The sequence below is a fragment of the Micromonospora sp. NPDC005087 genome, assembly GCF_042872965.1.
Classification (GTDB): Bacteria; Actinomycetota; Actinomycetes; order Mycobacteriales; family Micromonosporaceae; genus Micromonospora.
This window is the reverse complement of the sequence record NZ_JBIALB010000012.1, coordinates 142,836-165,921: the sequence shown is the minus strand read 5'-3', so window position 1 is coordinate 165,921 and position 23,086 is coordinate 142,836. Positions and strand designations below refer to the sequence as shown.

At 70.4% G+C, this 23,086-nt stretch carries 25 protein-coding genes; 11 read left to right on the top strand and 14 right to left on the bottom strand.

What is annotated here, in order from left to right; translation table 11 throughout:
* Positions 1–96 precede the first annotated feature (96 nt).
* Positions 97–978 carry a LysR family transcriptional regulator gene (locus ACFYPS_RS25585; protein WP_387327564.1) on the bottom strand — a complete coding sequence of 294 codons (882 nt, stop codon included), beginning with the start codon at positions 976–978 and terminating at the stop codon, positions 97–99.
* A 72-nt stretch (positions 979–1,050) separates the two neighbouring features.
* Between ACFYPS_RS25585 and ACFYPS_RS25580 the strand changes: the two genes are divergently transcribed.
* The 4 genes from ACFYPS_RS25580 (at position 1,051) to katG (ending at position 6,829) form a co-directional block, all read left to right on the top strand.
* Positions 1,051–2,370, top strand: a complete 1,320-nt coding sequence (locus tag ACFYPS_RS25580) for an MFS transporter (RefSeq protein ID WP_387327561.1) — start codon at positions 1,051–1,053, stop codon at positions 2,368–2,370.
* A complete protein-coding gene (locus ACFYPS_RS25575; protein ID WP_387327558.1) occupies positions 2,316–3,926 on the top strand; it encodes an FAD-binding oxidoreductase in 1,611 nt (536 codons plus the stop codon). The genes ACFYPS_RS25580 and ACFYPS_RS25575 overlap by 55 nt, the downstream gene beginning before the upstream one ends.
* Positions 3,927–4,100: 174 nt before the next feature.
* Complete coding sequence (locus tag ACFYPS_RS25570; RefSeq protein ID WP_387327555.1) at positions 4,101–4,556, top strand: Fur family transcriptional regulator; 456 nt, start codon at positions 4,101–4,103, stop codon at positions 4,554–4,556.
* Complete coding sequence (katG, locus tag ACFYPS_RS25565) at positions 4,553–6,829, top strand: catalase/peroxidase HPI (protein ID WP_387327552.1); 2,277 nt, start codon at positions 4,553–4,555, stop codon at positions 6,827–6,829. Before ACFYPS_RS25570 ends, katG begins: the two co-directional genes overlap by 4 nt.
* Before the next feature lie 98 nt (positions 6,830–6,927).
* Here the strand turns inward: katG and ACFYPS_RS25560 are convergent, their stop codons facing one another.
* From ACFYPS_RS25560 to ACFYPS_RS25545, 4 genes are all read right to left on the bottom strand, one after another.
* Entirely contained in the window at positions 6,928–7,476 is a 549-nt protein-coding gene (locus ACFYPS_RS25560; protein WP_387327549.1) for a hypothetical protein, read from the bottom strand.
* 409 nt (positions 7,477–7,885) lie between these two features.
* Positions 7,886–9,064 (bottom strand): epoxide hydrolase family protein, encoded by a 1,179-nt coding sequence (locus ACFYPS_RS25555; protein WP_387327674.1) that lies wholly within the window; start codon positions 9,062–9,064, stop codon positions 7,886–7,888.
* A gap of 64 nt (positions 9,065–9,128) precedes the next feature.
* Positions 9,129–9,377 (bottom strand): putative signal transducing protein, encoded by a 249-nt coding sequence (locus ACFYPS_RS25550; RefSeq protein WP_387327546.1) that lies wholly within the window; start codon positions 9,375–9,377, stop codon positions 9,129–9,131.
* A 129-nt stretch (positions 9,378–9,506) separates the two neighbouring features.
* Complete coding sequence (locus tag ACFYPS_RS25545) at positions 9,507–9,707, bottom strand: hypothetical protein (RefSeq protein WP_387327543.1); 201 nt, start codon at positions 9,705–9,707, stop codon at positions 9,507–9,509.
* A 170-nt stretch (positions 9,708–9,877) separates the two neighbouring features.
* Here ACFYPS_RS25545 and ACFYPS_RS25540 point away from each other — a divergent pair, with 170 nt between their 5' ends.
* Positions 9,878–10,768: an SGNH/GDSL hydrolase family protein gene (locus ACFYPS_RS25540; RefSeq protein ID WP_387327541.1), complete on the top strand. Its 891-nt coding sequence runs from the start codon at positions 9,878–9,880 to the stop codon at positions 10,766–10,768.
* A gap of 88 nt (positions 10,769–10,856) precedes the next feature.
* Positions 10,857–11,354 (top strand): DinB family protein, encoded by a 498-nt coding sequence (locus tag ACFYPS_RS25535; RefSeq protein ID WP_387327538.1) that lies wholly within the window; start codon positions 10,857–10,859, stop codon positions 11,352–11,354.
* Between the two features lie 39 nt (positions 11,355–11,393).
* On the opposite strand, the gene ACFYPS_RS25530 is transcribed toward ACFYPS_RS25535, so the two are convergent.
* On the bottom strand, positions 11,394–11,576 hold the full coding sequence (locus tag ACFYPS_RS25530; protein WP_387327535.1) for a DNA alkylation repair protein: 183 nt from the start codon (positions 11,574–11,576) through the stop codon (positions 11,394–11,396).
* A 77-nt stretch (positions 11,577–11,653) separates the two neighbouring features.
* Positions 11,654–12,139 carry a DNA alkylation repair protein gene (locus ACFYPS_RS25525; protein ID WP_387327532.1) on the bottom strand — a complete coding sequence of 162 codons (486 nt, stop codon included), beginning with the start codon at positions 12,137–12,139 and terminating at the stop codon, positions 11,654–11,656.
* Between the two features lie 170 nt (positions 12,140–12,309).
* Between ACFYPS_RS25525 and ACFYPS_RS25520 the strand changes: the two genes are divergently transcribed.
* A complete protein-coding gene (locus ACFYPS_RS25520) occupies positions 12,310–12,924 on the top strand; it encodes a dihydrofolate reductase family protein (RefSeq protein ID WP_354965731.1) in 615 nt (204 codons plus the stop codon).
* Positions 12,925–13,031: 107 nt separating this feature from the next.
* Here the strand turns inward: ACFYPS_RS25520 and ACFYPS_RS25515 are convergent, their stop codons facing one another.
* From ACFYPS_RS25515 to ACFYPS_RS25500, 4 genes are all read right to left on the bottom strand, one after another.
* On the bottom strand, positions 13,032–13,307 hold the full coding sequence (locus tag ACFYPS_RS25515) for a BBE domain-containing protein (protein ID WP_387327529.1): 276 nt from the start codon (positions 13,305–13,307) through the stop codon (positions 13,032–13,034).
* 229 nt (positions 13,308–13,536) lie between these two features.
* Entirely contained in the window at positions 13,537–14,319 is a 783-nt protein-coding gene (locus tag ACFYPS_RS25510; protein WP_387327671.1) for a hypothetical protein, read from the bottom strand.
* Between the two features lie 67 nt (positions 14,320–14,386).
* The gene (locus tag ACFYPS_RS25505) at positions 14,387–14,731 is read right to left on the bottom strand and encodes a DUF1330 domain-containing protein (protein WP_387327526.1); all 345 of its coding nucleotides are present in this window, start codon (positions 14,729–14,731) and stop codon (positions 14,387–14,389) included.
* Positions 14,732–14,832: 101 nt separating this feature from the next.
* On the bottom strand, positions 14,833–15,201 hold the full coding sequence (locus tag ACFYPS_RS25500; protein WP_354965728.1) for a nuclear transport factor 2 family protein: 369 nt from the start codon (positions 15,199–15,201) through the stop codon (positions 14,833–14,835).
* Positions 15,202–15,334: 133 nt separating this feature from the next.
* On the opposite strand from ACFYPS_RS25500, the gene ACFYPS_RS25495 reads away from it, so the two are divergent.
* Positions 15,335–16,129 carry a helix-turn-helix domain-containing protein gene (locus tag ACFYPS_RS25495; protein WP_387327669.1) on the top strand — a complete coding sequence of 265 codons (795 nt, stop codon included), beginning with the start codon at positions 15,335–15,337 and terminating at the stop codon, positions 16,127–16,129.
* A gap of 195 nt (positions 16,130–16,324) precedes the next feature.
* Here ACFYPS_RS25495 and ACFYPS_RS25490 read toward each other — a convergent pair whose 3' ends face one another.
* Positions 16,325–18,568: a penicillin acylase family protein gene (locus tag ACFYPS_RS25490; RefSeq protein WP_387327523.1), complete on the bottom strand. Its 2,244-nt coding sequence runs from the start codon at positions 18,566–18,568 to the stop codon at positions 16,325–16,327.
* A gap of 465 nt (positions 18,569–19,033) precedes the next feature.
* Positions 19,034–19,477, bottom strand: coding sequence for a DUF6223 family protein (locus tag ACFYPS_RS25485; RefSeq protein WP_387327520.1), 444 nt, complete (start codon positions 19,475–19,477; stop codon positions 19,034–19,036).
* A gap of 217 nt (positions 19,478–19,694) precedes the next feature.
* On the opposite strand from ACFYPS_RS25485, the gene ACFYPS_RS25480 reads away from it, so the two are divergent.
* The 3 genes from ACFYPS_RS25480 (at position 19,695) to ACFYPS_RS25470 (ending at position 21,808) form a co-directional block, all read left to right on the top strand.
* A complete protein-coding gene (locus tag ACFYPS_RS25480) occupies positions 19,695–20,819 on the top strand; it encodes a sensor histidine kinase (RefSeq protein ID WP_387327517.1) in 1,125 nt (374 codons plus the stop codon).
* A complete protein-coding gene (locus ACFYPS_RS25475; protein WP_354965724.1) occupies positions 20,816–21,478 on the top strand; it encodes a response regulator transcription factor in 663 nt (220 codons plus the stop codon). Before ACFYPS_RS25480 ends, ACFYPS_RS25475 begins: the two co-directional genes overlap by 4 nt.
* 120 nt (positions 21,479–21,598) lie before the next feature.
* The gene (locus tag ACFYPS_RS25470; RefSeq protein ID WP_387327514.1) at positions 21,599–21,808 is read left to right on the top strand and encodes a hypothetical protein; all 210 of its coding nucleotides are present in this window, start codon (positions 21,599–21,601) and stop codon (positions 21,806–21,808) included.
* A gap of 75 nt (positions 21,809–21,883) precedes the next feature.
* Here the strand turns inward: ACFYPS_RS25470 and ACFYPS_RS25465 are convergent, their stop codons facing one another.
* Positions 21,884–23,020 carry a glutamate--cysteine ligase gene (locus ACFYPS_RS25465; protein WP_387327511.1) on the bottom strand — a complete coding sequence of 379 codons (1,137 nt, stop codon included), beginning with the start codon at positions 23,018–23,020 and terminating at the stop codon, positions 21,884–21,886.
* Positions 23,021–23,086 lie beyond the last annotated feature (66 nt).

Below are 23,086 nucleotides of genomic sequence, written 5' to 3'. Positions count from 1 at the left end.
TCGGCGAAAAGGGCGCCGTGCGCCCTGACAATGGTTGATGGATCACCGACTCGCTGATGTCGGATATCAATGTTGGCGAGGCGCGTACCGGCCGGATCATTCGGCTCGTCCCGGCGTTGGGCGCTGCAGCCCGAGGCGACCAGCAAGCCGGTTCACCACCGCCGCGAGGGCGGCCGGAGTGGGGCGGCGGCTCACCATGAAGAGCGTGAGGCGGCCGGGTACGGGCGCGGCGGACACCCGGTCCCCATCCTGGGCGTAGGCGAGCCCGAGCCCGCGGGGCAGGACGGCCGGGCATCCCAGTAGTCGCGCCATTCGTACGGCCGTCTCCGCGGTGGCCGCCGTGCGAGGCCGGGCGCCGAGGCCGGAGAGTCGTTGGTGCAGGGTGTCCGTGGACATGTCGTAGGTGTAGATGGCAACGTCGAGATCGGCGAACGGCCGCCGGCCCTTGCGCAGCGACGCTGCCGGTGGTGTCAGGACGGCCAGTCGGTCGCTCGCAACCGGTACGGCGCTCACGGTGGTGGGTAGACGCATCTGGTTGGCGACGGCGACGAACGCGGCGTCCAGCGACCCTTCGCCGACCCACTCCACGAGCCTGTCGCCATGGTCCGTCACCTGGTTGACGGTCGAGTCGTCCATCAGCACGTCGAGCGCCGGAAAGAGCAACGGCGCGAGGCTGCTGAAGGTGCCGACGTTGAACGTTCGTGCCCGCGCGGCGGCGCGCGTCCGGTCGAAGATGCGTCCCAGATGATCAAGCACGTGGGTCGCCTCGGCGCACAGCGCACGACCGGCCGGCGTCGGCCGCGCCCCGGTCGTGTCCCGGTCGAAGAGCCGTTCACCGACCCGCCGCTCGAGCGCGGCCAGGCGGTTGCTCGCGGCCGGCTGGCTGATGAGCAGCTCCCGCCCGGCGGCTCCGAGAGAGCCGTGCCGCGCCACGGCCTCGACCAACCGGAGATCCTCGACGGAGGGGAATGAGCTCATATCCCCAGGCTATGAGCTCCGATGCCGATCCGCCAACTACCAGCGCTTTCTGCCCCACCCGACGATTACTGCGTGAATGCCAGACGCGAAATCGCCGCCATGCTGACAACCACCTTCGTGAGCTGGATGGGTCAACGTACGACAGCCGTCGCGCTTCCGCTCGTCGCGCTCGCCGAGACCGGATCCGCCTGGTCCACCGGGTTGGTCGGTGGGGCGGTGGGCCTGCCCATGCTCGCCTCGCCCTGGTGGGCCAGGCGCCTGCGTCAGCGACTGACCACGGGCAGAGCCCTCGCCTGGGTGCTCGCGGTCCAGGTGGTCGGCTTGCTCGTCGTTCCGATCGGCGCGGCTGTCGGAACGGTCAGTGCGGTTCACCTCGCCGTCGCCGGGCTGGTCACCGGATGTGCCACCGCTCTGAGTGGCCCGGGGCAACGGGCGGTGCTCTCGGACATCGGCGACAGCCTCGGGTCCACCGTCGCGGCGAAGTTGCTGGCCTGGCAGGATCTCCTGCACCGCAGCACGATGATCCTGGCGCCACCGCTGGCCGGGTGGGCCGTGGCCGTCGGCGGACCGCTGCCCCTGCTCTGGGCAGAGGCCACCGGCGTCGGTGCGGGAGCGGTCCTCCTGCTCACCGTTCGCGCCACCGCGGCGGTCGCCCCGTCAGCCCGTTCGGCCGGTGCTCCGGCCCTGCGGCACGTGCTGGCGCAGCACAGGGACATCCGTCGTGCCGTGACGATGTCGGGAGTCGGCGGGCTCGTATGGTTCGCGTTCACCCTCGGTCTCGCGATCCTCGGCGCCGAGACCGGGCGGCCCGGGGTACTCATAGCGGCAGGCATGACCGGATACGGCCTGGGCTCGCTCAGCGGTGCGCTGCTGGCGCCGATGCTCGTTCCGCGAATGCCGGCGCTCGCGACGATGGCGATCGGATGGGCCGTCCTCGGCGTGACGTTCATGGCCCTGCCCGCCGTGGCATCGTCCGTCGTCCTGCTGGCGTGCGTGGCCGCCGTTGGTGGCTTCTGCATGCCGCTCGGCATCGGCGCCCTCAACCGGATCATCAGCACGCGCACCGATGGCGCCGACCGGCGAGCGGCCTTCGCAGCGGAGAGTCTCGTACACGACGGCGCGGTGTCCATCGGTCTGCTCGCCGGGGGCGCGGTCATCGGCGTCGTCGGCGCGGGCCCGACTCTCGTCGCCGCCGGAGTCGCCCAGGTCGCCGTCGCGCTCTTCGCCGGCCCGTGGCCGAAAATCTCGCGGCTCGGACGACGGCATCGACGTGGTGCCGGCCGTCGAGTACGTTACCGGCGAGTCCGTCTGGCGATGGTGGACGACGGGGAGGCCGCGTGGCCGGGAAACACCGTTCGTGGTGGGGCTGGGGGCACGTCGAGGACGCGGTGACCGGCGCGGAGGCCACGGCGTTGGTGGATCGGGTGCGTACCCTGCTGCCCGACGCCGACCTGACCGCGCACGTCGCCCCGCTGGTGGCCGATCTGGGCCTGCGCGCGCCGCGGGTCGATCCGCCGGCGTCACTGGCCCGACTGTGCTCGACGGACCTCGCCGACCGGGCCGCGCACACCCACGGCAAGGCGTTCCGGGACGTCGTCCGCAACCTGCGCGGGGACGTCCACGACCCGCCGGATCTGGTGGTCCGGCCGATGACCGAGCAGGACGTCGTCGATGTGCTCGACTGGTGCGCCGGCCGGGGCATCGCGGTGATCCCGTACGGCGGCGGCTCGTCGGTGGTTGGCGGTGTGGAGCCGAGGCTCGACGACGCGTATCCCGCGGCGGTCAGTCTCGACCTCGGGCGCCTCGACCGGGTGCTGGAGGTGGACCCGACCAGCCGGGCGGCGCGCATCCAGGCCGGTGTGTTCGGCCCGGCGTTGGAGGATCAGCTTCGGCGGTACGACCTCACCCTGCGGCACTTCCCGCAGTCGTTCGAGTTCTCCACCCTGGGTGGCTGGTTGGCCACCCGCGCCGGCGGTCACTACGCCACCGTCCTCACCCACATCGACGACCTGGTGGAGTCGATGCGGGTGGTCACCCCGGCGGGCATCAGCCAGTCGCGCCGGCTGCCCGGCTCTGGCGCCGGGCCGTCCCCGGATCGGCTGTTCCTCGGCTCGGAGGGCGTGCTCGGCGTCATCACCGAGGCGTGGATGCGGCTGCAGGACCGGCCCCGCTGGCGGGCGGGCGCCTCGGTGCACTTCACCGACTACGACCGGGCGGTCGCCGCCACCCGGGCCATCGCCCAGTCCGGCCTGTACCCGAGCAACTGCCGGCTGCTCGACCCGGTGGAGGCTCTCCTCAACGCCGGTGTCGCCACCAGCGGCGGTGTGCTCGTCCTGGGCTTCGAGTCCGCCGACCACCCGGTCACACCGTGGTTGGACCGCGCCGTCGAGCTCTGCCGCGACCACGGGGGAGCCCTGCCGGAGCCGTCCCGCGGCGACGACCCGTCCGGCCCACGGCAGCGGACCGCCGCCGACGCCTGGCGCTCGGCGTTCCTGCGGATGCCGTACCAGCGCGACGCGCTCGCCGCCCGGTCGATGATCGTGGAGACGTTCGAGACCGCCTGCACCTGGGACCGATTCCCCGCCCTGCGCGCCGCCGTGCTCGACGCGGCCGGGGAAGCGCTCCGGGCCGTCGCCGCGACCGGTGTGGTCACCTGCCGCTTCACGCATGTCTACCCGGACGGTCCCGCCCCCTACTTCGGCGTGTACGCCACCGGCCGCTGGGGTGCCACCCTCGCCCAGTGGGACCAGATCAAGCATGCCGTCTCCGACGCGTTGCTCGCCGCCGGTGGCACCATCACCCACCACCACGCCGTGGGCCGCGACCACCGACCGTGGTACGACCGGCAGCGTCCGGACCCGGTCGCGCTGGCGCTGCGCGCCACCAAGAGCGCGCTCGACCCGTCCTGGATCCTCAACCCCGGCGTCCTCGTCGATCCCGCCAGCTGACCCACGGCTCTGCCATCGCTGAATGAACAACTCTTCGGCCTGCTGGTACGGCATCGGCGGTGCGCGGTAGCGTGTCTGATATCGCGGGGTTTCGCCCTTTCGGTGAACTCCTCCTATCGGGTCGAGGCTGAGCCAAACTTGAACTGCTCCAGAAAAGTGGACTATGTTCGGCACGTGGCGTCCGACTTCGAGGCTCAGCTGCGGGCGGTCTCGTTGCGCGTGACCCGGCCCCGGCTGGCGGTGCTCTCCGCGCTGCGCGACCATCCGCACGTCAACACCGACACGGTGATCCGGCTGGTACGGACCGATCTCCCCACGGTCTCCCACCAGGCGGTGTACGACGTCCTGCGCGCGCTCACCGACGCCGGTCTGGTGCGGCGTATCCAGCCCGCCGGTGCGACCGCTCGCTACGAAGCGCGGGTGGCGGACAACCACCACCACATCGTGTGCCGCTCCTGCGCTGCGATCGCCGACGTCGACTGCGCCGTCGGCCAGGCTCCCTGTCTCACCGCCTCGGACGACCACGGGTTCGTGGTCGACGAGGCGGAGGTCGTCTACTGGGGCACCTGCCCCGACTGCGCGACCGAACGCACCGCCCAGCGATCCGTCAGTTCGGAAGGAAGTACATGAGCGACACCCAGGACAACGCTCCCTCCAGCGCCCAGGGCGTGGACAAGAAGGAGGCGGCCGGCTGCCCGGTCGCGCACGACTCCGTGACCGCGCACGGCAGCGAGAGCGAGAACCCGGCGATCGACTCGCCGACCCCGAAGACCGGAGGTCGTCCGCGCACCAACCGGGACTGGTGGCCCAACCAGCTCGACCTCTCGGTGTTGCACGCCCACTCGTCCAAGAGCAACCCGCTGGGCGAGAACTTCAGCTACGCCAAGGAGTTCGCCAAGCTCGACGTCGAGGCCCTCAAGCAGGACATCGTCAACGTCCTCACCACCTCGCAGGACTGGTGGCCGGCGGACTTCGGCCACTACGGCGGTCTGATGATCCGGATGAGCTGGCACTCCGCCGGCACCTACCGCATCCACGACGGTCGTGGCGGCGCCGGCGACGGCGGGCAGCGTTTCGCCCCGCTCAACAGCTGGCCCGACAACGCCAACCTCGACAAGGCCCGCCGGCTGCTGTGGCCGGTCAAGCAGAAGTACGGCCAGCAGATCTCGTGGGCCGACCTGCTCGTGCTCGCCGGCAACGTCTCCCTGGAGTCGATGGGCTTCAAGACCATCGGCTTCGGCTTCGGCCGCGAGGACGTCTGGGAGCCGGAGGAGATCTTCTGGGGTCCCGAGGACACCTGGCTGGGCGACGAGCGCTACGTCGGCGAGGCCGAGATGACGCCCGAGGTCGGCGCGACCGAGATGGGCCTCATCTACGTCAACCCGGAGGGCCCGAACGGCAACGCGGACCCGAAGGCGGCGGCGTACTTCATCCGGGAGACCTTCGGCCGGATGGCGATGAACGACGAGGAGACGGTCGCCCTCATCGCCGGTGGCCACACCTTCGGCAAGACCCACGGCGCGGCCCCCGCCGACAACCACGTGGGCCCGGAGCCCGAGGGTGCCCCGCTGGAGGCGCAGGGCCTGGGCTGGCTGAGCAGCCACGGCAGCGGCAAGGGCCGGGACACGATCACCAGCGGCCTCGAGGTGACGTGGACCGACGTGCCGACGCAGTGGAGCAACCGCTTCTTCGAGATCCTCTTCGGCTTCGAGTGGGAGCTCGTCACGAGCCCCGCCGGTGCGAAGCAATGGGTCGCCAAGGACGCCCCGGAGATCATCCCGGACCCGTTCGACGCGTCCAAGAAATACAAGCCGACGATGCTCACGACCGACCTGGCCCTGCGTTTCGATCCCGCGTACGAGAAGGTCTCGCGCCGCTTCCTGGAGAACCCCGACGAGTTCGCGCTGGCGTTCGCCAAGGCCTGGTACAAGCTGCTGCACCGCGACATGGGTCCGATCGACCGCTTCCTCGGCCCGTGGGTGGCGGAGCCCCAGCTGTGGCAGGACCCGGTGCCGGCCGTCGACCACGAGCTCGTGGGTGACGCCGACATCGCCGCTCTGAAGGCGAAGGTCCTGGAGTCCGGCCTCACGACCGCCCAGTTGGTCTCCACCGCCTGGGCTTCCGCCGCCAGCTTCCGGTCGACCGACAAGCGCGGCGGCGCCAACGGCGCGCGGATCCGCCTCGAGCCGCAGCGCAGCTGGGAGGTCAACCAGCCCGAGCAGCTCGCGGCGGTGCTGGAGACCCTCGAGGGCATTCAGCGGGAGTTCAACGAGGCCGGCGGCGCGAAGATCTCGCTCGCGGACCTGATCGTGCTGGCCGGCTCGGCCGCCGTCGAGAAGGCGGCGCGCGACGCCGGCGTCGAGGTGACCGTGCCGTTCCACCCGGGCCGCACCGACGCCACGCAGGAGCTGACCGACGTCGAGTCCTTCCGGGTCCTCGAGCCGCGTGCCGACGGGTTCCGCAACTACCTGCGTCCCGGTGAGAAGACCCAGCCGGAGGTGCTGCTCCTCGACCGTGCCTACATGCTCAGTCTGTCCGCGCCCGAGATGACCGTCCTCGTCGGCGGTCTGCGCTCCCTCGGGGCCAACGTCGGCGGCGCGCAGCACGGTGTCCTCACCAACCGGCCCGGCGTGCTCACCAACGACTTCTTCGCCAACCTGCTCTCCCCGGGCACCCGGTGGAAGGCGTCGGAGTCCGACGAGCACGTGTACGAGATCCGGGACCTGGCCACCGACGAGGTGAAGTGGACCGCGACCGCGGTCGACCTCATCTTCGGCTCCAACTCCCAGCTGCGGGCCCTCGCGGAGGTCTACGCCAGCCAGGACGCGCGCGACAAGTTCGTGACTGACTTCGTCGCAGCCTGGACCAAGGTCATGGAACTGGACCGGTTCGACCTCGACTGACCCGGCTCCACACGGCGAGCCCCGGTCGATCCACCAGCGACCGACCGGGGCTCGCCTGCACGGCGCGTCGACCGTCACGGTGAACGCGCATGGACGATCTATGCCGTTCGGGTCGGGGTTGGCGCGTTGTCGAGCAGCGCGCCCAGTCGAGCGGCGGACTCGTCGGTCAGGCGATAGAGGCCCTGAAGGCTGATGGAGCGTTCGAGACGGCCGTCGGCGACGTACTTCAGGGTGCGCTCGTCCCCGCGTCGGTTGCGCCAGGTCAGCACGGTGAGCAGGTCGCCGGGTACGGCGACGTCGAAGCGGATCGGTGTCGCCCCCACGTGCACAGGGCTCGCCTCGCATCCGCCGGCACCGAGCACCGCCCACTCATCGTGACCGGGATAGACCGTCCCGCCCCATGTTGTCGGCGCGGCGCCGCAACACTCGCGCGGCTGCTTGTCCAACACGCGAAGACGGCTCACCACGTGGACCACGCACCGGTTGACCTGCAACGCGAAGACATCGTCGCCGACGCCGACGCTCGTCCAACTGGGAAGCGACTGGTGCAACCCGCTGAACGCCACCGGGGGCCGCTGCCCCACGCGCTGTCTGCGCAGCTCGCGGCAGACGTCCTGGGTCCACAGGGTGGTGAAGGCAGCCGACATAGCCGTGATCATAAAGACGATGACCGACAGTCCCGATCTCAGCGGCGGAGGTGGAACGGCAACCTCGGCAGCAGTTGCCCCAGTTCGATGGCACCATCAGCCCGATCCAGAGCAGCACCGGAAGCGCGACCAGCCCGAGCGCACCGACGAGGACCACCTGTGTCATCGCGGGACCGACGGGTGTCGCGGGCCGAGGTTCCATCACCCCGGCCAGGCCGCGGATTCGTTCGTCGCCGCTCACGTCGCCCCTGTGTCCGCCGGCTCCACCGGCCCGTCGGCCCGCGCAGCGACTGTGTGTCCGCGCAGCCTCGCACGAACCACGACAGCGGCGGATCCGGTGTTCGGACGCCCTCCCACCGCGACTTGGGGGAGAGCAGCGGTGGTGGTATCGCCCTTCGGGTTGACGGTGTCAGTCGCAGGTTGCCGCGCGGAGTTTCCGGAAGAAGGTCGCTATGTCGTCGACCAGAAGCTCTGGCTGTTCCATCGCCGCGAAGTGCCCGCCCCGGTCGTACTCAGTCCATTGCACGATGTGGTTCGTGCGATCCGCGATGTGTCGCAGCGGGATGAAGTTGTCCTGTGGGAAGACGGCCAGCGCGGTCGGCGCCGTCGACGGCTCGGGGGGCATGCCCGCGTAGTCGGCGTGCGCCCGTTCGTAGTAGATGCGGGCGGACGAGCCGGCTGTGCCGGTCAGCCAGTAGAGCATCACGTTGGTGAGCATCTGGTCGCGGTCGACGGCGTCCTCCGGGCGCTCCGCGGAGTCCGTCCACTCCTTGAACTTCTCGACGATCCAGGCCAGTTGGCCCACCGGCGAGTCGGTCAGGCCATACGCCACCGTGTGTGGCCGCGTGGACTGGATGTCGGCGTACCCCTGACGCTCGCGGCTCCACACCTTGATGCGTTCCCAGGAGGCCAGCGTGCGCTCACGCTCCTTCGGGCTCAGAGCATCCAACTCGTGCGGGTCGGGTTCGTGCGGTTGAAACGAGTTCGGCAGCAGGTTGAGGTGCACGCCGATGACCTGGTTGGATCGGGTGCGGCCGATTTCCCGGGAGATGATCGCTCCCCAGTCACCGCCCTGTACCCCGTACCGCTCGTAACCGAGACGGTGCATCAACACGGCGAACGCCGCGGCGACCCGTTTGAACTCCCAGCCTGTCTCGGTGGTCGGCCCGGACAAGGTGAATCCCGGGATGGTCGGGAGCACCAGGTGAAACGCGTCGTCCGGGCTGCCGCCGTGCGCACGAGGGTCGGTGAGCGGGCCGACGACCTCGGCGAACTCGACGATCGAGCCGGGCCAGCCGTGCGTCATGAGCAGCGGGGTCGCGTCCGGTTCGGGTGACCGGAGGTGGGCGAAGTGAATGTTCGCGCCGTCGATCGTGGTGGTGAACTGCGGCCACCGGTTCAACCTGGCCTCCGCGGCCCGCCAGTCGTAATCCTGACGCCAGTACTGCACGAGCTCCTTCAGGTATTCGCGCGGGACGCCGTACGCCCATCCCACACCTGGCAGTTCGTCGGGCCAGCGGGTGCGGCCGAGGCGTTCCTGCAGATCATCCAGATCCCTCTGCGGAACGTCGATTCGGAATGGATTGATGCCTTCGCTGGCCGTTCCTGTCGTCACTTCGCGCATGGTACGTCCATCCGGCGGGGCTCCGGTGTCAACGTCTCCCGCTCGGCCCATCGGTCCCGTCCTGCTCGGCGGCGGCCAGGATCTGACGGGCGGGGGCTTCGTCGTCGGCGGCGACCAGCACGTGGACCCCTTGCAGTTGTAGGTGCGGCTCCTGCCCGCCGACGTCATCCGCCGCCACGACGGCTCTGAGGCCGTAACTGCGCAGCAGGCCGACGATGAGCTCCGCCTCCGTGCGGCTGCCGACAACCGTCAACGACACCGTTCCGCGTTCCTCCATGCATTCCCTCCTTCGTTCCAGCTCGCTCAGCGGCCAACGCCAGGAACGGCTGGATGACATCGAACGACACCGACCGGGGCGTGCGGGCTTGAATCGCCAACCTCGGTAGGACACCCGCCGTCGAGCAGCTCAGGGCAGGCCGGCCACCCAGCGCGCATTGCGGACGAAGGTGCGGCGGGTGGCGTCGGGGTCGTCGAGGAAGCAGCCGACCATGAGGGCGTCTCGCAGCATGGCGAGGGTCTCGGACTTGGCGTCGACGTCGTCGCGGCCTGCCTCGCCGAGCAGGCGCCGCAGCTCGGCGAGGGACCAGGCGCGGTGCTTGCTGATCACCTGGCGCGCCCTGGCCGATCCGACGCGATCAGCTTTCGCGGACTCTCGAATACCCCCCAGTCCCACACCCCCGACCAGCATTTTAGTGAGATCTATCTATATTGACGTTCGGCGTTGGCAGCGACAGGATCTCGGCACCACCAAACACCGTCATCCCCCTGGGAGGCGCCATGACCCGTCCCCGCCTGCCGTTCCTGCCGGCAGCCGCCCGATTGGCCGCACTCGCCGTGGCCACCGTCGGCGTGCTGCTCGCCGTCGCCACACCCGCCAGCGCCGCCGTGCCCGCCGGCCGCTACGTCGCGCTGGGCGACTCGTACACCGCCGGTCCGCTGATCCCCACCCAGATCGACCTGAACTGCCTGCGGTCCAACCGCAACTACCCTTCGCTGGTTGCCGCGTCCGGCTCGTCGTCGTTGGCCGACGTGAGCTGCTCCGGCGCCACCACGGACGACATCCTCTACGGTGGCAGCGGCCAGTTGGGCATCGCGGTGCCACCGCAGCTCAGCGCAGTCACGTCGAATACGGCACTGGTGACGGTGCAGATCGGCGGCAACGACATCGGCTTCTCCGGGATCATCAGTGCCTGTGCGGAGGCGAGCCTCAGCAGCCCGCTCGGATCTCCGTGCAAGAACCGGTACACCGCCGGCGGCACCGACCAGTTGCAGGCCCGGATCGCCGCTGCCACGCCGAAGGTGACCGCCGTGCTGCAGGCGGTCCGCCGGGCCGCGCCGGGCGCGCGGGTCGTGGTGCTCGGGTACCCGGCGATCCTGCCGGACACCGGGTACGGCTGCTGGCCCGTCGTCCCGATCGCCTACCAGGACGTGCCGTACCTGCGCGGCATCGAAAAGTCGCTCAACGCGATGCTGGCCAGCACCGCGACCGCAAACGGCGCCACCTACGCCGACGTCTACACCCCGTCGATCGGCCGCGACGCGTGCAAGGGCAGCGGCACCCGGTGGGTCGAGGGACTGGTGCCACAGAACTCGGCTGCACCGTTCCACCCGAACGCGCGGGGCGAGCAGGGCATGGCCACCGACCTGCTCGCCACGCTGAACAGCTGACCGGCGCCGACCGGTCGAGCCGGCCCTGTCGCGCAGCGGCGGGGCCGGCTCACCGCGCCGCGTAGAACGGCCGTGGGATGCTTCGCAGATGTCCTCCCTCCCGGCGACGTTCGCCGAAGACGTGATCGCCCAACCGGCCAAGGTCCAGTTCGAGGCGTTTCTCGATGAGCACCGCCGCGTGCTCAATGACTGCTTGGACGGGCTGACCGAGGAGCAGGCGCGCCGTTCGTTGGTGCCGTCCCGGACCACGCTGCTGGGCCTGGTGAAGCACGCGACCTTCGTCGAGAAGGTCTGGTTCGACGAGGCCGTCACGTGCCGGCCACGCGCCGAGATCGGTATCCCCGCGACTCCGGACGAGTCCTTCATCCTCGATGACGACGACACGGTCGCCAGCGTGCGACGAGCACACCACGAGGCATGCCAGGCGTCACGCCACGCGACGTCATCCCTCGGGCTGGACGACATGGTGTACGGCAACCGACGCGGCCCGCTCCCGTTGCGCTGGGTGTACCTCCACGTGCTGCGCGAGCTCGCCCAGCACTGCGGGCACGCAGACATCCTGCGCGAGCAACTCCTGGGCGAGTAGCGCTCCGGCGTCCGCACCTGCGGGTCAACGGGGGAGAGGTCAACGAGCCCACCACCCGGCGTCATCAGTCATCTGGACCACGCCGGTCAGGTACTCCCTACGTCGCTGCGGTTCAAACTTCTCGATCGCGTACCGCAGCATGACGCGCGGCATGACCCGGTAGTGCCGGGCCAGGAACTCCTCCTCCGCCGCTCTGTCCCGGTTTCCTGCCTCGCGCAGCATCCAGCCAACCGCCTTGTGAACCAGGTCGTGCGGATCGCGCAGGAGCCGTTTCGCTGAGGCGGAAGGTCCAATCGAAGTCATCGGCCTTGATGAAGGCGAACGTTGCCATGATGGCGATGCGCCGGTCCCACACCAGGCTCGACCCGGCCAACCCGATCCAGGACGCCGCGGTCCTTGTCGATCAGCCAGGGGCCGACGATGTACGGCGCGGACGAGTCCACCAGGTCCCAGTTGTTGATGCGGCCGGTGTTGGCCAGGACGAGGCGGAAGATCTGGCCCCGTTCCTCCTCGTCACCCTTGGTGAACTTCCGCACCAGGATGAACAGCGACGTCAGCCTCTCCTCGTGCACGCTGCTGCTCAGCAGCTCCGCTGTCTCGGCGAGGGAGAGGTCGCGCCAGTACCGGGCGGCCACCCTGCGTTGCTCCGGCACGGAGACGCCGATGGCCCGGTCGCCCTCGCCGTATCCGCCCGGGATCATCTGGAGAAACCGGCTCGATCCCTCGGCCCGACGTGGGTCGGCGAGGCTGGCGAGTTCGTGACGGACGTCGGCGGTCGTGGCCATGACTCTGCAACCTACCGCGACAGCCGTGTGCGCCGCGGTCTGCGGCGACGTCTCGCCACGAGCACGAAATGTCGAGCTTCTCGTCGCGTGAGGCCCCAGGCCAGCCGATGAGTCTGGGATGATGCGCCGGTCTACCCACCGACACCACCTGACACGAAGGGATCACCCCGATGGCAAAGGTCATCTCTACGCTGTTCATCTCCGCCGACGGTGTGGCGGAGATCGACCCCGATTGGCACTTCCCGTACTTCGACGACAACATGGGTCGCGCCGTCGGCGAAGACTATGACACCTCCGACGTGCTGCTCATCGGGCGCGAAACCTATGACAGCTTCGCCGGAGCATGGCCGGACCGCGAGACCGCGGGTGGCGAGGACGCACCGCTCGCCAAGCAACTCGGAGACGTGCGCAAGGTGGTCGTCTCGCGCCAGCCGCTGGAGTTCTCCTGGCGCAACTCCGAGCTGATGAAGGGCGACCTCATCGGTGCCGTCACCGCGCTCAAGGCCGATGCCGCCAGCAAAGGCATCCTCATCCCCGGGTCGATCTCCGTGGTGCAGCAACTGCTCGCCGCGGGGCTGGTCGATGAGCTGCGCCTCCTGGTGCATCCGGTCGCGGCACGCAAGGGCCGCAAGCTGTTCGACGAGGGGGACACGGCGTACCACCTGAAGGTGACGGCGACGGAGGCGTTTCCGACGGGCGTCATCCGCGTGATCTACGCGCCGACCGTGGCACCCACCAAGGTCGGCTACGACGAGGTCAAGGACCAGGTGCCCGCCGGCAGTTAGTCCGCCTTCGCGGAGCCCGATCGCCGTGCACCGCCAGCGCGTTCCTTCTCCATCTGTTGAGCGCGCTCGTCGCCTGGCCGGGATCGGGCTCGCGAGGGAAACTCCGGTCAGAGTGTCGCCGGCGGGATGCTCTGCTCGTACTGGAAGACGTTGTGGGGGTCGTACTTCGCCTTGATCTTGCGCAGGCGGTTGAAGCTGCGCCCCCAGTAGGCGGTTTCCCATTCCGCCATGCCGATGTTCGGCACGTTGACGTAGGCGCCGTCCACGTAGGGCCGCGACCCGAGGGTGCTCTCCACCGCGTCCACCCGGTCCGCCGCGAGCAGGAGCAGCCAGTGGGCGGCGCGTCCCTCGCTGTACCTGCGGTAGGAGTACCGGCGGATCATCCCGGAGAGGCCCTTGGGTGGGCACGAGGTGCCGAAGACCGGGTGAGGAACTTGCGGTCCGGGGGCAAACCGTGACCCGGCGCCGGCGCGGCGCGGTGCGTCCCTCCCTCGGTCCTGCCAGCGGCGGTACCCCGGCAACCGGCGCGGAAACCGGACCGGCCAACCCGGCCACGACGGCAGGCTGCGCGCTCGTGGTCAGCCGCGACAACCGGGGGTACGTGACACCCCGTCATGCCCCGCCGAGATCGGTGCAGTGTGCGATCGTCGCGTCGTCCGCCGCCACCGCGTCGTGCGCCTCCGCCTGCCGGACGCGGCGGATGATCTCGGCCGGTCCGCTCGACGCCAGGCCGGCCAGGACGTCTGGCCAGTCGGCGAGATGGAACCGGTCCACGATGCGGCTGGCTCCGTTGCTGAGCAGGACGGCGCCGGTCAGCTCGGAGACCGGACAGCTGCCGGTGATCGCCTCGTCTGCCGCCCGCGGGTCGTCCTTGGCCACCCAGAAGCCGCCCGGCTGGTTCCGGTTGGCGCGCAGGTCCCGGAGGATCCGGTGGTACTCGTCGCTGCCCTCGGCGACGGCCTCGAGCGCGGACTGGTACGACCGACTGATGATCACCTCTCGGGGATCGGAGACGACGAGGGGCGCAGCATCCGCCCGGTCGAGCACGACGACCGAGTCACCGAGCACCAGGTGCTCCATGAGGCCGTCGGACAGGCGCAGGATCGCCACGGTCGCCGACGGACTGATGGGGTCGGCGACGTCGCAGGTGTCCCGGTGGACGTTCGTCACCTGCTCGATGGCCTCGGCGAGCAGTGCCGGAAGGCTGCGGTCCGGCACGAGTGACAGGAGGCTGAGAAGGCTGCCTCCCAGGCGGCTGGCGTACCAGGCCACGCCGTGCTGGCAGATCGACTCGGCGCCGGGAATGCCGGCGCCGTCGATCAACACCGCCGCCGTCGGTACGGCCCCGGTGAAGTCCTCGTTCGCGCGGCCGGGCCGAGCCGCGGCACTCGTCATCGTCACCCGCATGGCCTGCCGCCGCCCCTCCGCCGCGCAGACGGGGTCTGACCCCGCATCAGCGAGGCTACCGACCATCAACATGACGGATTTCGGCAGCCATCTGCGACGAGCTGTGGTCGGTCTCCGCTCCCTCGACGAGGATCACCTCGCCGGTGAGGTGCCTCGTCCGCAGGGGTTTGATCTCCTGGTAGGCACTGGAGTGGTACCAGGACCGAGCCGCGGCCAGGTCGGGAAATTCGATGATCACCACGTCACCCGGCCAGTCGCCTTCCAGTACGTCGATGGTCCCGCCGTGGACGACGAACCGGCCCTCGAACGGGGCGAGGGTGGCCTGGATGCGCTCTAGGTACTCCAGCACGTCGGCGTGGACTGGTGCCTTGCGCAGGTGTGCGAGCGCGTACGCGGTCATGAGTCTTCCTTCGTTGAGACCGGTTTCCCGGCGGCTGTGCCGGTCGTGCCGAGCAGTGGGGGCCGCGGGGCGGCCGGCGGTGTCCGCGGCCCCGGAGCTCCCTACGCCGCTGGGAGCCGGTCCAGGAAGCCGAGCACCTGGGTCAGCCGTCCGCTGCCGTCGGTCACTGCGACGTCGAAGCCGGCGATTGGCGCCTCGACGTTCTCCGGCCCGAGTTCCCAGGTGAAGCGGGCCTGGTTGTGGTGGCCGTCGACCGGCCCGGCCAGCCGGAACGTCATGCCGGGAAACTGGCTCTGCGCGGCGGCGATCGTCGCGTCGATCGCGTCCCGGCCCTCGGCGACGGCCAGCGGGTCGACGTAGCGGCCCTCGGGTGCCCACAGGTCGTCGATGTCGCGGCGCCGCCTCGCCGGATCGGTCTCGTTCCAGATCGCGATGTACCGCTCGGCCAGCAGGTCGAATGTGGTTGCCATGGATCTCTCCTCGATCGCCAGGAATGGTCGCCTCTGGAGCAGATGATTTCCGGCGCCGTGGCGGGCTGTCGATTACGTCGCAGGTAATGGCCGCCGCGCCGACGCGGTCGTTAGGGTCGGTGGCGTGACGACCATGACCAGGCCGGGACGACCGGTGGGGGAGCTGCTGCGCGACTGGCGCCGAACTCGCGGGATGAGTCAGCTCGACCTGTCGATCGAGGCGGGGGTGTCGGCCCGGCATCTGAGCTTCGTCGAGACCGGGCGATCCCGGCCGAGCCCGGAACTGATCCTGCGGCTGGCGGAGCAGCTTGAGATGCCGCTGGCTGAGCGCAACACGATGCTGCTGGCCGGCGGCTACGCGCCCGCCTACCCCAGTCACGAGCTGAGCGATCCGGAACTGGCGCCGGTACGTGCCGCCGTACGGCAGATCCTCGACGGACACGGTCCGTACCCCGCGCTACTCGTCGACCGGCACTGGCATCTCGTCGAGGCCAACCCTGCCGTCGCCCTGTTCACCGCCGGTGCGCAGCCGTACCTCCGCACACCACCGATCAACGTGCTGCGGCTCAGCCTGCACCCCGACGGCATGGCACCGCGAATCCTGAACCTGCCGGAGTGGCGCGCCCACCTGCTCAACCGGCTGCGCCAGCAGGCTGCGGCGGCCAACGACCCGGTTCTGTACGAACTGCACGAGGAACTGCGCGGCTATCCCGGCGGCAACGCCCACGCGGCACCGATCGACGACGCCGTTTCGCGCGTCGTCGTTCCGCTCCGGTACCGCCACAACGACCGGGCGCTGTCCTTCGTCAGCACCACGACCCTCTTCGGTACGCCGCTGGATGTCACCGTCTCCGGGTTGGCCATCGAGGCCTTCTTCCCCGCCGACCCGGCGACCACCGAAACGCTGCACACCCTCGCCACGCCCTGAGCCGGCAGGGCGGATGGCAGCAGTCCACCAGCAGATCCGCGGCACTGCGGCGGATGCGCAGGGCCAGCGCCGACGCCGACGCGTGCAGCGACCGGGTGACCGGCCGGGACACGCGACGACGTCGACGAACTGCCCTACGTCGGCGTCATCGACCTCGACGAGCGCAGCACCGATGAGGTCGCCGTCGGCGACTGGTCACGTGCCCGGCCGGTAGCGTCGCTCGACATGGCCCTTGAGGTCCTCGGGGTAGAAGTAGACGGGCCGGAGGTTGCCGCTCGCGTAGCGTTCGGCCTGGTCGTTGAAGTGCGGCGAGTCCGGGTGGCCGCTCGCGCCCCCCGCCGTTACGGCCCAGGCCCGCAGCCTCGGCCCGAACTCCACGACCGCCACGAAGCTGTTGCCGCTGGTGCCGTAGTAGCGCTTCGTTCCCGGGTAGCGCCTTGCCCCGAACGAGGCGAGCGAGCCCCACTGCGCGGACGTGAAGGGCACCGGGCTGCTCGGTTTGGCGTCGTCGAACGTCTGGACGATCGCGCCGTCGTTGCGCTGGAAGCGGTTGATCTCGCCCCAGGGCACCTGCCAGCTGCCGAAATCCTGCGTCAGCCGATCCGCCGCGGCCTCCAGCGCCGCGAGCCGCTGCGCGTCGGTGGCGCGCTCGGCCAGGTAGTCCCACATCGACATGCCCGCGTCTCGCGCCGCCTGGGCCAGGGGTGCCCAGAGCGCCTCCCCCCAGAACACCGCCAGCGACGTCGCGGTCGACTGCGCGCTCCAGCGGTAGTTCCAGCCCCGCAGCAGGCCGATGGGACCGGTGAGCGTCGCCTTCTGCTGGTTGCCCTCGGGCAGCTTGTCCCACGCCGCGACCAGCCCGGGCACGAGCCGGGCGAAGGCGGTGAGGTAGGTGTCGAAGGCCGCGGCGATGAGCGTCTGCGGGGTGAAGTCGTTCCGGGCGCTGAGCACCCGGATCGCCTGCGGTCCGCGGGGGTTCTCCCCGGCCTGGTCGAAGTAGCGCGGATAGTCGGCGGCGTCGGGGCTGTCCGTGCCGGCCGCGGTCCAGGGCCAGTTGTTCGTGTTGAACGCCCAGCCGTTTCTCGGGTTCACCGCCTGCGGGAGACTCCGGAGACTGTGCAGTCCGCGCCAGTCGGTCTCCGGGTCGCTGCCGTCGACGGGCCTGCGGTAGTCGAAGCGATCGTCGCGCCTCGGCATGAACTGCGGCACCAGGAACGCGATCTCGCCCCTGGAGTCCGCGAAGAGCGTGTTGTTCGAGCTGTTGGCCTTGAGGCCCGCCACCTGGATGAAGTCCGCGTAGTCCCGCGTCTTGGTGCGCAGGAAGCTCTGCTGCAGCGCCTCGACGGGCTTGTTCATCAGCGCGAACGCGATCCACTTGCCGTCCGCTTCTCGCACGATCGGGCCGTGGTGGGTGGCGAAGGTGGTGAAGCTGCGCCGAGCGCGCCCGCCATCGGCCGTGCGATACGACAGTGTGATCGTCTTCGTCAGCACCGGCCGGAGGGCGTCGCCGTAGCGGTAGGAGTGCCGCCCATCCGCGCCGGTCACGATCGTCTCGGCGAACTCGTCGACGTTGTCGACGCCGCTCGACGTGTGCATCCAGCCGGTGTTCGGGTTGAAACCCTGGTAGATGAAGAACTGCCCCCAGGTGGCCGCGCCGTAGGCGTTGAGCCCCTCCCGGCTCGTCACGTGCTGCTCGGAGCGGAAGAAGAAGCTGGTGTGCGGATTGATCAACAGCAACGCGTGGCCGTTGCGCGTGTGGCTCGGCGCGATCGCCATGCCGTTCGAGCCACTGGGCTCGCGGAACAGCAGCCCGCGCTCTTCATCGGTCAACGGCACCGAGCGCCCGGTGTAAAAGGCTTCGAGCTGGGTGAGTGGCACCCGTTCGATGTCGCCACCGATGCTGCCCTCGGAGAAGCTCAGCGGCATCCACGGCTCGAACCGCCTGATCACGCGCGGCTGCACCTCGGGGTGTGTCGCGAGGTAGTAGTTGAGCCCGTCGGCCCAGGCCTGCATCAGCTTGCGCAGCCAGGACGGGCAGTGCGCGTAGTCCCGCTTCAGCGCCGAGGGATCGACGTACAGCCGCTGGCGCAGGTCCTGCCAGATGGCGCTCTCGCCCTCGGCCTCGGCGAGGCGACCGAGGCTCACCAGATAGTTTCTCTCGATCCGGTTGAAGTCGTCCTCGGCCTGGGCGTACATCATCCCGAACACCGCGTCGGCGTCGGTCCTGCCCACCACGTGCGGGATGCCCCAGTCATCCCGGGTGATCGTCACGTGTGCGGCCTGCCTGCGCCAGCGGGCGACGTCGGGCGCGGTCCGCGCGGGTGCGGCGGCGGCAGCGGACGGCAGCCCCGCGGCGACCACCGCGGCACCAGCGGCCAGTCCGGCTGCTCCGCCCAGCATCCGGCGCCGGCTCAGCCCTTCGTTCTGCGGGTGGTTCATCAATTGGTCCACCTTTCTCGGGGGTGCGGGAGATCGTGCCGGGTTGGCCGACCGGCACGGTGGGGCCCGCGCCCGAGGGACCGCCGGGAGCGGTCGGGACGGGAGGGTTCGGCCGCTCGTGGTTCCGCCGCGCCGGCTGCGGGGATCACCGCCGCCGGCGCGGCGACGCCCGCCAGCCGTACCCCGATGTCTCGGTGCGATGGACGGGCCACGGGTTTCGAACACTCGCCGGTCGATCCCTACCGGACAGAGGTGGTCGCGGTGCCGACCATCCGGGTGCTCGGATGGCTGGACGCGGCTACGAGCATGGTCGCCTCCCGGGTCGCTTGGTGATCAACCTTCTCCAAGATGACTACCACTCGTTCAGCCCGGTGGGCAATAGACATCCGATGATGGCGCAACACGCGACGTGCCCACGACCGTCGAGGTCGGCCGTCGCACAGGCCGTGCTGTCGCCGTCGCCGATCAGCCGGCGCGGCGGAAGCGAGCCAGGGCCACGCCACCGAGAACCACGGCGATCAGCCCCACCACCAGGGCCACGTAGGCTCCGCCTCGCCCGTTGCCGGTGCCGATGCCACTGTCGGAGGTGGCCACGACCAGACCGCCGAGGGCGATGCCGATCAGCCCCACCGCCAGGGCCATCGTGGCTCCGACTCGTCCGTTTCCGATGCCGATACGACTGGCGGGGCGGGCCAGGGCCAGCCCACCGATGATCACGCCGGCCAGCCCCAGCAGGGCGCCCACGGATGCCCCGAGTCGCCCGGTGCTCATGGTGCCGACACCGGCGGCGATGGGCCCAGCCGCGACGTGCGCGGCGGCCGGCGCGGCGAGCCCGAGAGTTCCGATCAGGGCGGCTCCGGTCGAGGCAAGGACAAGTCGGACTGACATCAGGGCTCCGGATCGGCTCATGTCTAGCTCCTCTTTGGTGTGTCTGGATACGAGGCTCAGCATGTCGCCGGTGGTGCCGCCGGTCGTCCCACAGCCGGATGCACTTCGCGCTGCCGCCGCTGCCGCACCCGGCTGCCGCAGACGCCGCAGGCGCCGCGAAGATACTGCGTGCGCGGTAGGCGGCCGGTCCTCCGTGAGCAGGAGTCGCCGGCAGGCGGCATCCAGCTAAGGTGCGCGCATGAGCACAGGACCGTCCGGTGTTCGGGCCGGTGTCAGAGACTGGGCGATCGCGGTCTGCGTGGCGGCCGTGCTGCTGGTCGCCGGGCGGTCCGGGAGCCCTGCCGCGGATACCGACCTGCTCGGCTATGCCTTGTTGGCGGCCGGTGGCCTGGCGCTGGCCGCGCGCCGCCGGGCTCCGGTTCCCGTCCTGGCCGTCACCGGGCTCTGCGCGGTGGGCTACCAGGCGGTCGGTATTGAGGTGCCCGCCGTCGCGTTCCTGTTCGCGGTGTACGCCGCCGTGCGGGCGGGCCACCGCGTCAGCACGGTCGTGGCGGCCGTGCTGATGCTGGCCGCTCTCCCGCTCGCGGCCCTCGCCCCGCCGCAGGACATGCCCGTGGGTGAGGCGCTCGCGCGGGCCCGGGGTGCTCTCGAACTGGCGTGGCTGATCGCCGCCGGTGCCGCGGGGGAAGCGCTGCGGCAGGCCGAGCGGCGGGCGGACGAGGCCGAGCGCACCCGGGAGGAGACCGCGCGGCGGCGCGCGGACGAGGAGCGGCTGCACATCGCGCGGGAGCTGCACGACTCGCTCACCCACCAGATCTCGATCATCAAGGTGCAGGCCGAAGTGGCCGTCCACCTGGCCCGCAAGCGCGGAGAGCAGGTGCCGGAGGCCCTACTGGCGATCCGCGAGGCCGGTCGTGAGGCGAACCGCGAACTGCGCGCGACCCTGGAGACGCTGCGCGACGACGCGACCCCGCCACACGGGCTCGACCACCTCCCGGAACTGGTGGAACGGGCCCGCATGGCGGGCCTGGACGCGACGTTGACCATTGAGGGACAACGGCATGACGTGCCGGCCGCGGTGGACCGCACCGCCTACCGAATCGTTCAGGAGTCGCTGACCAACATCGCCCGTCATGCCGCCGCCGCCACGGCGTCGGTCCGGGTCGACTACCGTTCGGACGCCCTCGCGATCCGCGTCGACGACGACGGCAGGGCTACACCCGACGCCGCCCCGATTCCCGGCGTCGGGCTGCTCGGGATGCGCGAACGAGTCACCGCCCTCGGCGGTCGACTGCGCGCCGAACCACGCAACGAGGGCGGCTTCACCGTCCAGGCCGATCTGCCCGTGGCCTGGCCGTCATGATCCGCGTCCTGCTGGTCGACGACCAGCCGCTCCTTCGCAGCGGTTTCCGGGCGCTCCTCGACGTCGAGGACGACATCGAGGTGGTGGCCGAGGCCGCCGACGGGAAGGAGGGCCTGGCTCTCGCCAGGGAACACCTGCCCGACATCGCGCTCATCGACATCCAGATGCCGGTCATGGACGGCATCGAGGCGACCCGGCGCATCGCCGCGGACCCGGCGCTGGCCCGGGTGCACGTCGTCATCCTGACCAACTACGGCCTCGACGAACATGTCTTCCACGCCCTGCGCGCCGGGGCCGCCGGATTTCTCGTCAAGGACATCGAGCCAGAGGACTTCCTGCACGCCATGCGCGTCGCCGCGCGCGGCGACGCGCTCCTCGCACCGTCGATCACCCGCAAGTTGATCAATCGGTACGTCACCGAGCCGCTCCACACAGCCGCTGACAGGCGGCTGGAGGGGCTGACCAACCGCGAGCGCGAGAGCGTGGCCCTCGTCGCGCAGGGCCTGTCCAACGACCAGATAGCGGAACGCATGGTGATCAGTCCACTGACCGCCAAGACCCACGTCAACCGGGCCATGGCCAAGCTCCATGCCCGCGACCGCGCCCAACTCGTGGTCCTCGCCTACGAATCGGGGCTGGTGGCACCACGCAACCGGTGACACCTCCGGCCCGAGGAGGCTGGTGCCTGCTCGGGCCGACACGATCCCGAGCCCCGGGCTATGGGGCTCCGCCCCCAGCATGGCGGGTGTAGGCGCCCAACCGGCGGGTAGGGGGTGGCCATGCTGAAGCGTGCGGTGTGGCAGGGGCTGGTGGCCGGGCTGGCGGGGGCGGCGGTGATGATCGCTACCGGAGCGGTCGCGGATGCCCTCGCCTCCCGCGACGGCGCCGGCCCCGGCCAGCGGCACGCGGCGTTGCGTCCCGGTCGCCGTTCCGACGTGGGCCCGCTGCCGCGCGCCGCCGCCCACGCCGAATCCGGACGGCGGAGGTAGGGGCCCGCGCCGGGGCGCGGCCTCCGGTGGGTGGTCGGTGACCAGGCAGAACCGGCGCGCCGCGGATCCAGGCCGTCACCGGGCGGTGGTCTGTGTCGCCAGCAGATCCAGCACGGCGTGGAGGTCGCCGGTGCGCTCGAGCGTCCGGCGCTGTCGATGGGCGCCGGTGCCGTCACGGCGTAGCCGGGCCAGTTGGGCCAGAACGTAGCCGAGGTTGCCGTGGCGCAGGAGCGCCGGTGCGACGGTGGCGAAGAGTTCGTCGATGAGTTCCCAGGCGGGGCGGGCTCCGCCGGCGCGCAGGTCGATCAGGGTGCCGTCGAGGCCATCGTGCGCTGCCCGCCAGTGCGCGGCGGAGACCAGGCAGCCTCGGACCCGGGGCGCGGCGACTCCGGCGTTGATGTCCTCGATCACGGTCGCGACCAGCGCGCGGACCAGCCCGGCGACCAGCACCGTGTCGTCGACGGTGGAGCACACGTCGCCGACGCGGATCTCCACCGTCGGGTAGGCGGCGGACGGTCGGGCGTACCAGTAGACCATCGCCTCGTCGAGCATCACTCCGGCGGTGACCAGCGCGGCGACGGTCTGGTCGTAGTCGGCGGTGGAGGCGAAGTGCGGGGTGGGGCCGATGCTGGGCCAGCGTTCGAGTTGCATGGAGCGCCAGCTGGCGTGGCCGGTGTCGGCCCCGTCGTGCAGGGGTGAGTTGACGGTGATGGCCTGGACGACTGGCAGCCAGACCCGCAGGTGGTTGCAGACCTGCACGGCCAGTTCCCGGTCGGGGATGCCGACGTGGATGTGGCAGGCGCAGACGGCGGGGTCGTGGGCGACGGGCCCGTAGCGGTCCGACATGGCGTGGTAGCGCGGCCTGTCCGGCACTGACAGGTGTGGTTCCGCGACGGGGGTCGCACCGACCGCCACCAGGCGGGCGCCCGCGTTCGCAGCGGCCCGCGACGCGGCCTCGCGCAGCTCCACCAGCTGGTCCCGGAGCTCGTCGAGGTCAGTGCAGACGGGCGTGACCATCTCGATCATGCTGTGCCGGAACTCCTGACGGCTCTGTTCGCGGGCTTCGCCATGCAGGGCGGTCAGGACCTGGTCGGCCACCGGCAAGTTCGCGCCCGTCTCCGGATCCAGGAGCAGGTACTCCTCCTCCACGCCGAGCGTGAGCACGTCCGTGCCCGGTCGCGCGGCGGTGGTGACCGTGGAACGTCGCGTCATCGTTCGTCCGCTCCTGTCGTGGCCAGAGTGAGGTCGCCCCGAGTTCCCGGCCCTCAGGCGGACAAA

Bases quoted from the DNA above. Each gene is read 5' to 3' on its own strand.
- ACFYPS_RS25535 (WP_387327538.1), top strand. From the start codon at position 10,857: ATGTCCTCCCTCCCGGCGACGTTCGCCGAAGACGTGATCGCCCAACCG.
- ACFYPS_RS25560 (WP_387327549.1), bottom strand. From the start codon at position 7,476: ATGTCGGCTGCCTTCACCACCCTGTGGACCCAGGACGTCTGCCGCGAG.
- ACFYPS_RS25515 (WP_387327529.1), bottom strand. From the start codon at position 13,307: ATGATCCGCCGGTACTCCTACCGCAGGTACAGCGAGGGACGCGCCGCC.
- ACFYPS_RS25525 (WP_387327532.1), bottom strand. From the start codon at position 12,139: ATGGCCACGACCGCCGACGTCCGTCACGAACTCGCCAGCCTCGCCGAC.
- ACFYPS_RS25520 (WP_354965731.1), top strand. From the start codon at position 12,310: ATGGCAAAGGTCATCTCTACGCTGTTCATCTCCGCCGACGGTGTGGCG.
- ACFYPS_RS25480 (WP_387327517.1), top strand. From the start codon at position 19,695: ATGAGCACAGGACCGTCCGGTGTTCGGGCCGGTGTCAGAGACTGGGCG.
- ACFYPS_RS25550 (WP_387327546.1), bottom strand. From the start codon at position 9,377: ATGGAGGAACGCGGAACGGTGTCGTTGACGGTTGTCGGCAGCCGCACG.
- ACFYPS_RS25500 (WP_354965728.1), bottom strand. From the start codon at position 15,201: ATGGCAACCACATTCGACCTGCTGGCCGAGCGGTACATCGCGATCTGG.
- ACFYPS_RS25495 (WP_387327669.1), top strand. From the start codon at position 15,335: ATGACCAGGCCGGGACGACCGGTGGGGGAGCTGCTGCGCGACTGGCGC.
- ACFYPS_RS25470 (WP_387327514.1), top strand. From the start codon at position 21,599: ATGCTGAAGCGTGCGGTGTGGCAGGGGCTGGTGGCCGGGCTGGCGGGG.
- ACFYPS_RS25530 (WP_387327535.1), bottom strand. From the start codon at position 11,576: ATGCTGCGCGAGGCAGGAAACCGGGACAGAGCGGCGGAGGAGGAGTTC.
- ACFYPS_RS25465 (WP_387327511.1), bottom strand. From the start codon at position 23,020: ATGACGCGACGTTCCACGGTCACCACCGCCGCGCGACCGGGCACGGAC.
- ACFYPS_RS25475 (WP_354965724.1), top strand. From the start codon at position 20,816: ATGATCCGCGTCCTGCTGGTCGACGACCAGCCGCTCCTTCGCAGCGGT.
- ACFYPS_RS25490 (WP_387327523.1), bottom strand. From the start codon at position 18,568: ATGAACCACCCGCAGAACGAAGGGCTGAGCCGGCGCCGGATGCTGGGC.
- ACFYPS_RS25585 (WP_387327564.1), bottom strand. From the start codon at position 978: ATGAGCTCATTCCCCTCCGTCGAGGATCTCCGGTTGGTCGAGGCCGTG.
- ACFYPS_RS25510 (WP_387327671.1), bottom strand. From the start codon at position 14,319: ATGACGAGTGCCGCGGCTCGGCCCGGCCGCGCGAACGAGGACTTCACC.
- ACFYPS_RS25505 (WP_387327526.1), bottom strand. From the start codon at position 14,731: ATGACCGCGTACGCGCTCGCACACCTGCGCAAGGCACCAGTCCACGCC.
- ACFYPS_RS25485 (WP_387327520.1), bottom strand. From the start codon at position 19,477: ATGAGCCGATCCGGAGCCCTGATGTCAGTCCGACTTGTCCTTGCCTCG.
- ACFYPS_RS25540 (WP_387327541.1), top strand. From the start codon at position 9,878: ATGACCCGTCCCCGCCTGCCGTTCCTGCCGGCAGCCGCCCGATTGGCC.
- katG (WP_387327552.1), top strand. From the start codon at position 4,553: ATGAGCGACACCCAGGACAACGCTCCCTCCAGCGCCCAGGGCGTGGAC.